Source organism: Chitinilyticum aquatile DSM 21506, from assembly GCF_000430805.1.
Classification (GTDB): domain Bacteria; phylum Pseudomonadota; class Gammaproteobacteria; order Burkholderiales; family Chitinibacteraceae; genus Chitinilyticum; species Chitinilyticum aquatile.
Genome location: NZ_KE387260.1, coordinates 118,875 through 131,301 on the forward strand (window position 1 = coordinate 118,875; position 12,427 = coordinate 131,301).

Here is a 12,427-nt window from a genome sequence, read left to right on the forward strand (position 1 = left end):
ATGTCACGACTGAAATCGAGCACCCTCGCCCTGCCTCTGGCCTCGCTGGCCGACCACCTCCAGCGGCATCCGCTCGCTGATGAGCCGCTGGCTGCTCGCATTGCCCAGATTCTTGCCGATGCCGGAGTCTTCGACAGCCACGACCATGCGATCTATCTCGACTTCTTCCGCCGCATGCACCAGGGCATTCACGACCCGGAGCTCTGGCCGCGCCTGAGCACGGGCAGTCTGCTGCTGGCCTCCCCGATTTTCCTGGCCTGGCATGAACATGTCAGCACGCATTGCGGCCCGCAACTGCAGGCAAGCATCGACCACCTCGCACTGCAGACACTCGCCGTGCAGCTCACCTACGCCACGCCCCGGCTGCACGCCGTCCGGCACAGCCACACGCTCGACCCCGGCACGGGGCTGCCCAACACCAGTGCACTGGGACAATTGCTGACACAGGCGCGCGAACGCACCGAAACCGGCAAGGTCACCGCGCTGCTGCACGTCGATTTCGGCTCGGCCATGCGCAGCTGCACCGATCACACCCTGCTGTGCGCTGCCGAGCGCCTGCGCAACATGCAGCGTCACTATGACAGCCTGCTGCTGATCGACCGCCATACACTCGGCATGCTGCTGCCCAACCTCTCCGGCAGCGGCCACGCCATGCTCGCCGCGCACCGTGCCATGGCCTTGCTGGCAGAAGGGCTCGACCTTGGCGGACTGAATGTGCGCCTGCATCCGCAGATCGGCATTGCGCTCGCCCCCGATCACGGCAGCGAACCCGCCGCATTGCTGAGTGCGGCGGCGCAGGCCGCACACGAATTCACGCAGAACGGCATCGGCCTCTACGACCCGGGACGTGACTGGCTGGGCCTCTTGATCAAGCAACTGGAAATTCCCTTGCGCGAAGCGCTGCTCAACAACCGCTTCCAGATCGTGTTCCAGCCGCAGCTCACTGCCGACGGCACGATCATGCACGGCATGGAAGCCCTGCTGCGTTGGCACGATGACAAGCTCGGGCAGGTGCCGCCGCACCAGCTGCTGCGCGTTGCCGAGCACCTCGGGCTGATGAGCTCGGTATCGCAGTGGATCATCAACGCCGCCCTGCGCCAGTTCCGCCAGCTGATCGAAGCCGGCATTCCCGGCACGCTGAGCATCAATCTCACGCCATCGAACCTGCGTGACCCGGAGTTGCCATCCTTTATCGCCAATGCCTGCGAAATCTGGGGCATCTCCGGCAAGCGCCTGGTGTTCGAAGTGACCGAATCGGCGATCATCGACGACATCGACTCGGCACTGCGCGTGCTCGAACAGATCAAGTCGCTGGGCTGCCGGCTCGCGCTGGATGACTTTGGCACCGGCTTTTCTTCGCTCACCTACCTCAAGCGCCTGCCGATCGACGAGGTCAAGATCGACCTCAGCTTCATCCAGGAAATGCGCCGCTCGCAGCGCGACGCCGACATCGTGCAAAGCGTCATCGAGCTTGCACACCGGCTGCAGCTGCTGGTGATCGCCGAGGGCGTCGAAGACGAAGCCACCACCCTGCAACTGCGAGAAATGGGCTGCAACGTCATCCAGGGCTATTACTACAGCAAGCCGCTCGCTCCCGAGCGCATCACCGAGTATTACCAGACCCTGCCTTCACCCCGCTGAACCGCCACCGGACGCCTACGCCCATGATGGACTGGAACCAACTACTCTGCGCCCAGCGCCTGGGCACCGAGTCGCACGGCAATGCCGACCCCGCCACCGGTCGCAGCCAGTATCACAAGGATCACGACCGCATCGTGTTCTGCTCGCCCTTCCGTCGCATGGGACGCAAGACGCAGGTGCACCCGATGACGGAAAACGACCATGTGCACACGCGCCTCACGCACTCGCTGGAAGTCGCCTGCGTCGGACGCAGCCTGGGCGTGCTGATCGGCGAGCGGCTGGCTGACCGGCTGCCGGCCGGCATCAGCCCCTTCGATCTGGGCGCCATCGTGCAGGCGGCGTGCCTGGCGCACGACATCGGCAACCCGCCCTTCGGCCACGCCGGCGAATACGCGATCCGTGACTGGTTCCGCCGCGACGAGCACGCCTACCTGATGCAGAAACTGACCGCCGACGAGCGGCGCGATCTGATGACCTACGAAGGCAATGCGCAGGGTTTCCGCATCATCACGCAGCTGGAAAATCACCGCTTCGAAGGCGGACTGCGCCTGACCCATGCCACCATCGGCACCACGCTGAAATACCCGTGGACCAGCGAGCACGCCGGCGGCAAGGGCAAATTCAGCTGCTACCAGTCGGAGAAAGCCATCCTGCAGGAAGTCGCCGTGGCGCTCGGCCTGCCAGAGCTGGCGCCTGGCAAATGGGCGCGCCACCCGCTGTCCTACCTGATGGAAGCATCGGATGACATCTGCTACGCGATTCTCGACCTCGAAGACGGCATTGAAATCGGCATGCTCGCCTATGAAATCGTCGAGCCCATCCTGCTGAAAATCTGCGGCGGCGACCGCGACCTGCTGGCGCTCGAAGTCGCCGCTGCGCCATCGGTGCGCCGCAAGATTTCGCTGCTGCGCGGCAAGGCCATCGAGCGCTGCGTGCAGGACGTGGCCAACACCTTCATGGCGCAGTACGAGCGGCTGATGAACGGCAGCTATCAGGGAGACCTGCTCAACGATTGTCCGCTGGGCATGCGCCAGGGCATCAACGAAGCCAAGCAGCTGGCGCGCGACCGCATTTTCAACGAGCGGCGCAAGATCGAGATCGAGGTCGGCTCGTTCACCTGCCTCGACATCCTGCTCGATGCCTTCTGCAATGCGGCCTACCAGCTGAAGGTCGCGCCGCAGATGCCGTTCCGCATGAAGCGGGTGCTCGACCTGATGGAATACAACGCGCCCAAGCGCGAGTGGGAACTGTATGAAACCTACCGCCGTGTGCTTGATTTCATCGGCGGCATGACCGACAACTACGCCACCTACCTCGCCCAGCAGGTGGGCGGCATGGGAAGGTAACAGATATACGAACACAGCCATTACTGGAAAATGGCTTCATTGGCATACATGCCAAAGTATTCTGAAAGCAGCACAAAAACAAACAGCGCCGGAATCCGGCGCTGTTTGTTTTTGGAGCCTGCCCGGTCCTAGAACCAGAGTGGCGGCGGGGTGAGCGGCTTCCCCTGCCCTGCCTGCGCTTCATTGACATCCAGCAGCCGCAATGCGGGCTGCGGTTCGCAATAATCACGCACCAGCTGATGCTGCGGCTCTTGCATCTTTTTTGGCTCTGCTTCCGGCTGGCCGTCAGCCATCGAAAATATCCTGACCATGATGCACCTCCTGTGCGTGAACAATAAACAACTTCCTTACACCCAATATCGGCCCGTCAGCTGCAAAACTCAATCCCGCCTGCGCAAATAAATCCATCGATTCATGCGCGGCGGCCACCCGGTCACAAAACGCAGCCAGACGGCTGTGAAACGACTCACACGCGGGCTGCAGCCGGTCGGCAATTCATCCGGCATTCAGGCAGAAACGCCGATGATGCAGGCATGAACAGGCCAGAAGGAGCCCCATCATGGCAAACAACACCCAATCCCTGCTGCTGGCAGCCGCTGCCGGCGCCGTTATCGTGGCATCCGCCGCAGTCGTCGCACACCAGTTCGGCTGGATCGGCAGCCCGGCAGCTGCCGCCAGCACCAATACAGTGACACCGACGCCTGCCGTAGTCGCGCTAGTGTCCGCACAAGCGACTCCGGTGCCAACTGCGGAGTCGATTCAGCAAGCGAAGGCAGTGCCGACCAGTACTCCGACCGCGCGCCCTACGGCACGGCCAACACCGCGCCCCACCGCACGTCCGACTCCACGCCCGACCGCCAGACCCACGCCCTATCCCGAAGCAAGCCCGCTGCCGACACCCGAGCCGACTCGCGTGATCAGCTGCCTGAGCTGTGGCAAGGTCGTCGATATCCAGCCGCGGACCGTGGCAGGAGAGGCTTCGCCCATCGGCGCAGTGGTCGGCGGCGGCGTGGGTTACGCCATCGGCAACCAGGTCGGCAAGGGCCGCGGCAAGCAGGTAGCCCGTGTGGTTGGTGCACTGGGCGGCGCACTGCTGGGCACACAGGTGGAAAAACAGGTGCGCAGCACGACCGTTTACGATGTCACCGTCGCCTTCCGTGATGGCCACAGCGAGGTCTTTACCTATCCGCAGGCTCCGGCTTATGCGGTCGGTGATGACGTGCGCCGCCGCAGCGACAACACGCTGGAAGCCGGCTACGCCTACTGAGGCACCAAACCACCATAACGGAGGGTATTGGCCTGTAACCCATTCAATGAAATGGCTGCAGAGCAATACCCTTGTTCATTTCTCAGACCAGCATGTAGCGTGATCCGTGCACCTTGAGTTCATCGCGCAGGCGTTTCCAGTCCGGGCAATGCGTGGCGACGATGGCCCAGAAGCGCGGCGAATGGTTCAGCTCGGTGATGTGAGCCAGTTCGTGGATCACCACGTAGTCAATCACGGCGGGAGCGGCCTGCATCAGCCGCCAGTTGAGCCGGATCGCGCCGGTGCTGGAGCAGCTGCCCCAGCGCCCCCGTGCGGACGAAAGGGCGAAGGCCGTGGGCACCACTGCCATGCGCTCGCTCCACACGGCAAGCCGTCCGGCCAGATACGTTCGCGCGCTGCGCTGCATGAAACGTTGCAGATTGAGTTGCTGCACTTCCGGGTCGCTGCCGCCGGCCAGTTCCAGCGCATCGTCGCACAGGCGGGTGCGGCTCGCCGTGCGCACCGGCAGTTCGGTACCCAGCCAGCTGACGCGGGTCAGTCCATCCTGCTGCAGGTTTTTCTGCAGTTCGGCGTGGGCACTGGCGCGCTGCTGCATCCTCTCCAGCGCCTGCAGGAGCCACTCGCGCCGGCTCAGCACGAAGGGCTCGATGGCACTCCAGGCCAGCTTGTGCGGGGATTTGACTTCAATCCGCCCGTCCGGGCGCACCAGCAGCTGCACGGTGCGACGCTGCGCGGAGCGTGTCCACAGCAAGGGCAGGGTTCTCCCCTGCCCGACGTCCAGCGCCAGCGTACGGCTAGCTGCCGCCATGCACGGATGCATTGGCCGGATGGCAGGGACCCACGCCGCTGATGCGGTCCATCTGGCCTTCAATCCAGGCTTCCGCTTCGCGGTTGACTTCGGCCGAGCTGCGGCCAGCGGTCGCAATCGGTGCACCGATGATCATGGTGATTTCGCCGGGATACTTCAGAAAGGAATTGCGCGGCCAGAATTCGCCGGCATTGTGCGCCACCGGCACCACCGGCACGCCCAGATCCAGCGCGAGACGCGCACCGCCCTGCTGGTAGCGGCCGCGCTCGCCCGGCGGCACGCGGGTGCCTTCGGGGAAAATGACGATCCAGAAGCCCTTGGCCAGGCGGTCACGGCCCTGCTCCATCAGTTTCTTGCCGGCTTCCGAGCGCTTGCTGCGATCAATGGCGATCGGCGACAGGCAGCGCAGACCCCAGCCAAAAAACGGCAGCTTCAGCAACTCCTGCTTCAGCACCCACACCAGCGGCGGCATGATGAGCTGCAGCGACAGGGTCTCCCACGCGCTCTGGTGCTTGCACAGCATCACCGCCGGGGCGATCTGCAGGTGTTCCAGCCCTTCGACACGATGCTTCAGCCCGCAGGTGATCCGCAGCCAGACGATCATGATTTTCGCCCAGCTCGCCATGATGCGGTAGCGCGGCAGCGGCGGCAGCAAGAGCAGGAAGGTCGCCAGCAGGGCATAGAACGGCAGGGTGACAATCATGCCGAGCCAGTAGAGGCCGGAACGCAGCCAGATCATAGGAAAAGTCTCCGGTTCAGTCGCAGGGGGCTGCGGTACAGCGCCCCGGAAAATATCGTTCAGTCCTGCAGCAGATCGGCCGCTACCGCAGCCAGATCGTCAAACACCAGTGTGCCTTCGGGCAGATTGCCACCGGCCTCGGTCTTGCGGCCATTGCCGGTACGCACAAGCACCGGACGGCCGCCGACCGCAGCGACTGCCTGCAGATCGCGCAGCGAATCGCCGACCATCACCAGCTGGCCGGCCGGCACGCCGTAGCGGCGCTGGATGTCGGTCAGCATGCCCGGAGAGGGCTTGCGGCACTCGCAGCCGGCTTCTGGTGTGTGCGGGCAGAAGAAAATGGCGGCAATATGCCCGCCCGCCTGCCCGACTTTGCGATGCATGCGCGCATGGATCTGGTTCAGCATGGCCACGTCATACATGCCGCGACCAACACCGCTCTGGTTGGTAGCCACCACGATCGTCCAGCCGGCTCGCGTGAGCTGGCTGATCGCCTCAAGGCTGCCCGGGATCGGCAGCCATTCTTCCGGTGACTTGATGTAATCGGGGCTGTCGTGATTGATCACCCCGTCACGATCGAGCACCAGCAGTTTCATGGCTGTCGTTCCCATCGCCCTTACTCCGCCAGCAGCGCCAGTTCGGCAACCGTATTCATCTGGCCAGCCAGCTGATTCAGCAGGGCCAGACGGTTGCCGCGCACCGCGAGATCGTCAGCCATCACCATCACGCCGTCGAAGAAGGCATCCACCGGTGCCTTCAATGCCGCCAGTGCGGTCAATGCGCCGACGTAGTCACCGGCAGCCAGCAGCGGTGCTGCCTGTGCGGCAACGGCCTCGCTGGCCGCAGCCAGTGCACGCTCTTCATCCTGCGCAAACAGGGTGGCATTGAGCTGCGGCAGGTCGCCTTCGACCTTCTTCAGGATGTTGCGGATGCGCTTGTTGGCGGCAGCCAGCGAAGCCGCTTCCGGCAGCGCCTTGAATTCGGCCACGGCCGCCAGACGGGCCTGCACCTCATCCAGTTGTTCCGGGCGCTGCGCCAGCACGGCATCGATGTCGGCCGCCGGATAGTCGGCAGCCAGATAATTTTTCAGCCGGTCGAGCATGAAACCATACACACCGTCGACCGTACCGGCCGCAACGACGCCCGTCGGGAAGGTCGAGGCGGCAATCGTCAGCAGCTGACGCACATTCAGCGGCAGCTGCAGCAGCATGCGCAACACGCCCAGTGCAGCGCGACGCAGCGCGAACGGATCCTTGTCGCCGGTCGGAATCAGGCCGATGCCCCAGATGCCAACCAGGGTTTCCAGCTTGTCGGCCAGCGACACGGCTTGCGCCACCGCACCTTCCGGCAGGGTATCGCCAGCAAACTTTGGTTTGTAATGGGCTTCAACCGCATACGCCACCTCGGTATCTTCACCGTCGATGCGCGCGTAATACTGGCCCATGATGCCCTGCAGCTCCGGGAACTCGCCGACCATATCGGTCAGCAGGTCGGCCTTGGCCAGATAGGCGGCACGGGTCGCCTTCGCGGCATCGGAGCCCAACAGCTTGGCGATTTCGCCGGCGATGGTTTCCAGACGCGTCACGCGTTCGAGCTGCGAGCCGATCTTGTTGTGATAAACAACATGGGCCAGCTTGCCGACACGAGCGTCGAGCTTTTGTTTCTGATCCTGCTCGAAGAAGAACTTGGCATCGCTCAAGCGCGCGCGCAGCACGCGGCTATTGCCGTTGACCACGTGCGAGGGGTCGGCAGGATCAATGTTCGACACCAGCAGATACTGGTTCATCAGGCGCCCATTGGCGTCCAGCAACGGAAAATACTTCTGGTTCTGCTGCATGGTCAGGATCAGGCATTCCTGCGGCACCTTGAGGAAATCGGCCTCGAACTCGCCCTGCAACACCACCGGCCACTCGACCAGCGCGGTCACTTCGTCAAACAGCGCCGCATCAGCCGCGATGGTCGCATTCAGCTTCGCAGCGGCAAGAGCCAGCTGCTCGCCGATCTGCGCACGGCGCTCGGCAAAGCTGGCAACGACCTTGCCCTCAAGGCGCATCTTGCTTGCATATTCATCGGCGTGAGCAAAGCTCACTTCACCGGCAGAGAGGAAGCGGTGGCCGCGCGACACACGACCGGACTCCAGATGCAGGATTTTCGCCGGAACCACGTTTGCGCCGTGCAATACGGTCAGGCCGTGCACCGGGCGAATGAACATGCCGTCGCGATCACCCCAGCGCATCATTTTCGGCGCCGGCAGTTTTTTCAGCGCAGCTTCGATGATGCCGGACAGCACAGCCGCCAGTGGCTCGCCTTGTTTCTGCGAACGGAAGATGAACACCTCCTGCTTGCCGTCGCTCCCTTTTTCCAGCTGATCCAGTTGATCCGCCGCCAGGCCGCAGCCGCGGGCGAAGCCCAGCAGCGCCGGCGTCGGCTGGCCATCCTTGAAACCGCTGGCCACCGCCGGCCCCTTCTTTTCGATCTGCTGGTCCGGCTGCACAGCCAGTACGCCTGGAATCGATACGGCCAGACGGCGCGGCGAAGCATAGCTGGTGCACTCCGTACCCGCAGCAGCAAAACCGAGCTTGACCAGCTCTTCAGAAATTGCGGAGGAAAAGGCGGCCCCCAGCTTCGGCAGCGCCTTGGGCGGCAGTTCTTCGGTAAACAGTTCGATCAGTAGCGTTTCGCTCATTTCGCTTACTCTTCCTTGTCTTTTTTCGCGTCTTTCTCTGCCATGATCTTGCAGATCTGACGCACATAATCTTCGCCATAGCTGCCGGGGGCCGGCTGCTGGAAATCCCACTGGTAGCCGGGCACATCGAAGCGCTCGACCAGATCGTCATCCTTGTCCCGCGTTTCCACCGCAATCAGCGCCATCTTGCCACTCTGGCAGTCAATGGCCTGCCGGCTGTACTTGTCGCGGTATTCCGCCTTCGAGTAGTAGAGGCCGTAGTCTTCCGAGCCGGCTTCCGGCTTCGGGTCAACCCTATCGGCCTTGTACTTCTGCCACATCCACGAATAGACGTAGCTGTCAGAGGCGTAATCGTCGTAGTGGCTGATCGAATTCACATCCACCAGAATGTCGTGATCAGGCTTGTTGCCGTACACGCGCCAGTCTGCCTTGGTGCCGGGCACGGGCGCCGGCCCCTCCAGTCCATCGTCGAACTTGCCGCAACCTGCCAGCAGCAGGGCGGGGATCAGCAGCAGGGCAGCACGCATCGGCAGGCTCCTTCAGACGGTTGGTCGCGCGCTTACTTCTGGCACATGGGGAAGCCAAGCAGCTCCCGGCTGGCGTAATAGGCCTGCGCCACACCGCGTGCCAGATTGCGGATACGCCCAATGTAGGCCGCGCGCTCGGTTACCGAAATCGCGCCGCGCGCATCCAGCAGGTTGAAGGTGTGCGCGGCCTTCAGAATCATTTCGTAGGCCGGCAGCGGAATGCCGGCTTCCAGCAGCTTCTGCGCTTCGCCTTCGAAGCTGTTGAAGAGGCTGAGCAGCAGCTCGACGTTGGAGTGCTCGAAGTTGTACTTCGATTGCTCGACTTCGTTCTGGTGGTAGATGTCGCCGTAGGTGACGACCTGACCGTTCGGATACTTGGTCCAGATCAGGTCGTAGACGTTCTCCACGCCCTGCAGGTACATCGCCAGACGCTCGGTGCCGTAGGTGATTTCACCCAGCACCGGCTTGCAGTCCAGGCCGCCGACCTGCTGGAAATAGGTGAACTGGGTGACTTCCATGCCGTTGAGCCACACTTCCCAGCCCAGACCCCAAGCGCCCAGCGTCGGGTTTTCCCAGTCGTCTTCGACGAAACGGATGTCGTGCACGGTCGGGTCGATACCCAGTTCCTTCAGCGAGCCGAGATAGAGATCAAGGATGTTGTCCGGGTTCGGCTTGAGCACCACCTGGAACTGGTAATAGTGCTGCAGGCGGTTCGGGTTTTCGCCATAGCGGCCATCCTTCGGGCGGCGGCTGGGCTGCACATAGGCGGCGTTCCACGGCTCCGGGCCGATGGCGCGCAGGAAGGTTGCGGTGTGGCTGGTGCCGGCACCCATTTCCATGTCATAGGGTTGCAGCAAGGCACAGCCCTGGCGGCCCCAGTAGTTCTGGAGCGTGAGGATGATTTCCTGAAAGGTCAGCATAGTTATGGTCCGCCGTTTGCGGCATATTCAATGGTTTAACCCACCGATTCTACTTGCTTTTGCTCCCCGCGGGGAATTGCGGACCGGCAAGGCGCCCCGTCTGGCCAACAAAACCCGGCACACAGGCAGGCGCAGCGCCGTCCGGCAGCCCGGCCCGGCCTGCCGCCAAATTGTGACATCGGCACACAGACAGAATGGCGTCAGTTAGCGTATTCTAGCCCGCAACCGATTGGCGACCCTTCACGCTTGGCGACAGACGCATTCCGATGATGATGAAATACCTGATTACCCTCCCCTCCCTTATTCTTGCGGCCAGCGCCCATGCAGGCATTGATCTGGATACCCTGAAAAATGCAGCCAGAACCAGGGATGTGGCGACACTGGAAACACTGGTCGCCCAGAGCAAGGGCGACACGCTGGAGATGTACCCGCGCTACTACATGCTGAGCACGACACTGCGCGAAGCCAGCGAGGCGGATGCCAGTGACTTTCTGAAGCGCTACGACAACACGCCGCTGGCAGAGCGCTTCCGGGCGGAGTGGCTGAAGGAACTTGGCCGCCGTGGCAGCTGGGACAGTTTCGTGACGGAATACGGCAAGTACGATGCACCGAACGCCGAACTGCAATGCCTGCGCGCGCAGGCGGGTCTCGCCCAGCAGCAGGCTGCGCCCGTTTCTGCTGCCCGCCCACTGTGGTTCAGCGACAAGGCCCAGGCCGATGCCTGCAATCCGGTGTTCGAAGCGCTCTTTGCCAGCGGCGAACTGACCCAGGCCGACGCGTGGGAGCGCATCCGTCTGGCGCTGGCGGCCAACCGGCCCGACTTTGCCAGGCAGCTGGCCGCGCGAGTCGGCAACCCAGCCGCGCTGGGTGACAAGGCACTGAAACAGGCGGCAGCCAATCCGGCAAAGACTCTGGCAAACCTCGACACCACGCAACGCGCGAACCGCGAACTGGCCCTGTTTGCACTGGAAGTGCTCGGCCGCAAGGACCCCGATTCCGCCTCCAGCCAGCTCGCCGCCATTGGCGCAGACTGGCCGGAAGCCGACCAGCGCTTTGCCTGGCAGCAGCTCGGCCTGACCGCCGCCCGCAAGCTGCACCCGCAAGCATCACAATGGCTGGCGCGCGGCTCGCTCGACGGCCTGAATGACGAAGATCGCGCCTGGTCGGTACGCGCTGCGCTGCGCAGTCAGGACTGGGCAACTGTGCTCAAGCGCATCGACGCCTTGCCGGCCGAGCAGCAGCAGGACACCGCCTGGCGCTACTGGCGGGGCCGAGCACTGCAGGGGCTGGGCCGCAGTACTGATGCCGCAGCGCAATTCGGCCAGCTCACCGGCGGCACCGATTACTACAGCCTGCTGGCACGCGAGGAACTCGGCCAGCCACTGCAGCTGCCGCCTGCCAGCCGCGTCAGCGAAGACGACATCCGGCAGGTCCGCAACATCCCGGGCTTCAAGCGCGCACTTGAGCTGTATGCACAGAACTGGAAGGTGGAAGGTGCCCGCGAGTGGAACTGGGCAGTCCGCAGCCTGAATACCGATGCACAGTACCTCGCCGCTTCTGAGCTGGCCCGCCGCGAAGGCTGGAATGACCGCAGCATCTATACGGCCGACCGCACCAGGGCGCAGCACGACTTCAATCTGCGCTACCCGTCCCCATGGCGCAACCATATCCAGACCTACGCGGCTGACAATGATCTCGAATCGGCCTGGGTACTGGGCATCATCCGTCAGGAAAGCCGTTTCGTGATGGATGCCAAATCGAGCGCCGGCGCGGCCGGTCTGATGCAGCTGATGCCGGCCACCGCCAAATGGTCGGCCAAGCGTGCCGGAATCAGCGATTTCACGCCCTCGCAGGTGACCGATCCCGAGGTCAATGTCGCACTCGGCACCACCTACATGAACTATCTGCAGGGACGTTTTGCCGGCAACCAGATTCTCTCGACCGCCGGCTACAATGCCGGCCCCGGCAATGCCAGCAAATGGCAGACCAGCCAGCCGCTGGATGCTACGATTTACATCGAGACCATCCCGTTTACCGAAACGCGCGAATACGTCAAACGGGTCAGTGCCAATGCCACGGTCTACGCGCAGTTGCTCAACCAGGGCGAAACCCGCCTGAAAGCCCGCCTGCAGCCGATCGCGGCCAAGGGCAATCCGGTCAACGACGGCGCGCCCTGAATGGCCGCCGTTGTATCGCACGCTAACCGCTCACCACTCTGGAGTGCCAGCCATGCAAATCATGATCACCAATCTGCCGCCGGATACCACCGTCGACTCCGTTACCGAACTGCTGCACAAGGATCTCGGACTGCACGCCGCTCACGACATTACGCTGGCACCCGGCCTGGGTGAGCGCATAGCCGCCCTGTTCCGGCTGGATGCGGGTGATGCGGCAGTCCATGCCGTCATCGAAAAGCTCAATGGCCATCACTGGCAGGGCCATACCCTGGGCGCCAGTCACGCCAGCATGTTCAAGGAATGAGCGGAGATAAAC

12 protein-coding genes are annotated in these 12,427 nt (G+C 63.2%); 5 read left to right on the top strand and 7 right to left on the bottom strand.

Going from position 1 to position 12,427, the window contains the following annotated elements; genetic code table 11:
- Both H559_RS0116030 and H559_RS0116035 read left to right on the top strand, forming a co-directional pair.
- On the top strand, positions 1–1,641 hold the full coding sequence (locus tag H559_RS0116030) for a putative bifunctional diguanylate cyclase/phosphodiesterase (RefSeq protein WP_028453509.1): 1,641 nt from the start codon (positions 1–3) through the stop codon (positions 1,639–1,641).
- A 23-nt stretch (positions 1,642–1,664) separates the two neighbouring features.
- A complete protein-coding gene (locus H559_RS0116035) occupies positions 1,665–2,987 on the top strand; it encodes a deoxyguanosinetriphosphate triphosphohydrolase (protein ID WP_028453510.1) in 1,323 nt (440 codons plus the stop codon).
- 128 nt (positions 2,988–3,115) lie between these two features.
- Here the strand turns inward: H559_RS0116035 and H559_RS22845 are convergent, their stop codons facing one another.
- Complete coding sequence (locus H559_RS22845; RefSeq protein ID WP_155845466.1) at positions 3,116–3,280, bottom strand: hypothetical protein; 165 nt, start codon at positions 3,278–3,280, stop codon at positions 3,116–3,118.
- A gap of 266 nt (positions 3,281–3,546) precedes the next feature.
- Here H559_RS22845 and H559_RS20820 point away from each other — a divergent pair, with 266 nt between their 5' ends.
- On the top strand, positions 3,547–4,254 hold the full coding sequence (locus tag H559_RS20820; protein ID WP_051279648.1) for a glycine zipper 2TM domain-containing protein: 708 nt from the start codon (positions 3,547–3,549) through the stop codon (positions 4,252–4,254).
- 82 nt (positions 4,255–4,336) lie between these two features.
- On the opposite strand, the gene H559_RS0116060 is transcribed toward H559_RS20820, so the two are convergent.
- From H559_RS0116060 to glyQ, 6 genes are read right to left on the bottom strand one after another with little or no spacing between them, the layout of a single operon-like run.
- A complete protein-coding gene (locus tag H559_RS0116060) occupies positions 4,337–5,062 on the bottom strand; it encodes a M48 family metallopeptidase (RefSeq protein ID WP_028453511.1) in 726 nt (241 codons plus the stop codon).
- A complete protein-coding gene (locus H559_RS0116065; RefSeq protein WP_028453512.1) occupies positions 5,049–5,801 on the bottom strand; it encodes a lysophospholipid acyltransferase family protein in 753 nt (250 codons plus the stop codon). The genes H559_RS0116060 and H559_RS0116065 overlap by 14 nt, the downstream gene beginning before the upstream one ends.
- A 59-nt stretch (positions 5,802–5,860) precedes the next feature.
- Complete coding sequence (gene gmhB / locus H559_RS0116070; RefSeq protein ID WP_028453513.1) at positions 5,861–6,397, bottom strand: D-glycero-beta-D-manno-heptose 1,7-bisphosphate 7-phosphatase; 537 nt, start codon at positions 6,395–6,397, stop codon at positions 5,861–5,863.
- Positions 6,398–6,417: 20 nt separating this feature from the next.
- Complete coding sequence (glyS, locus tag H559_RS0116075; protein WP_028453514.1) at positions 6,418–8,487, bottom strand: glycine--tRNA ligase subunit beta; 2,070 nt, start codon at positions 8,485–8,487, stop codon at positions 6,418–6,420.
- Between the two features lie 5 nt (positions 8,488–8,492).
- Positions 8,493–9,014 (bottom strand): hypothetical protein, encoded by a 522-nt coding sequence (locus H559_RS0116080; protein WP_028453515.1) that lies wholly within the window; start codon positions 9,012–9,014, stop codon positions 8,493–8,495.
- A gap of 32 nt (positions 9,015–9,046) precedes the next feature.
- On the bottom strand, positions 9,047–9,934 hold the full coding sequence (gene glyQ, locus H559_RS0116085) for a glycine--tRNA ligase subunit alpha (protein ID WP_028453516.1): 888 nt from the start codon (positions 9,932–9,934) through the stop codon (positions 9,047–9,049).
- 266 nt (positions 9,935–10,200) lie between these two features.
- Here glyQ and H559_RS20825 point away from each other — a divergent pair, with 266 nt between their 5' ends.
- Complete coding sequence (locus H559_RS20825) at positions 10,201–12,111, top strand: lytic transglycosylase domain-containing protein (protein ID WP_051279650.1); 1,911 nt, start codon at positions 10,201–10,203, stop codon at positions 12,109–12,111.
- A gap of 52 nt (positions 12,112–12,163) precedes the next feature.
- A complete protein-coding gene (locus H559_RS0116095) occupies positions 12,164–12,415 on the top strand; it encodes an RNA-binding protein (protein ID WP_028453517.1) in 252 nt (83 codons plus the stop codon).
- The last annotated feature ends 12 nt before the right edge of the window (positions 12,416–12,427 follow it).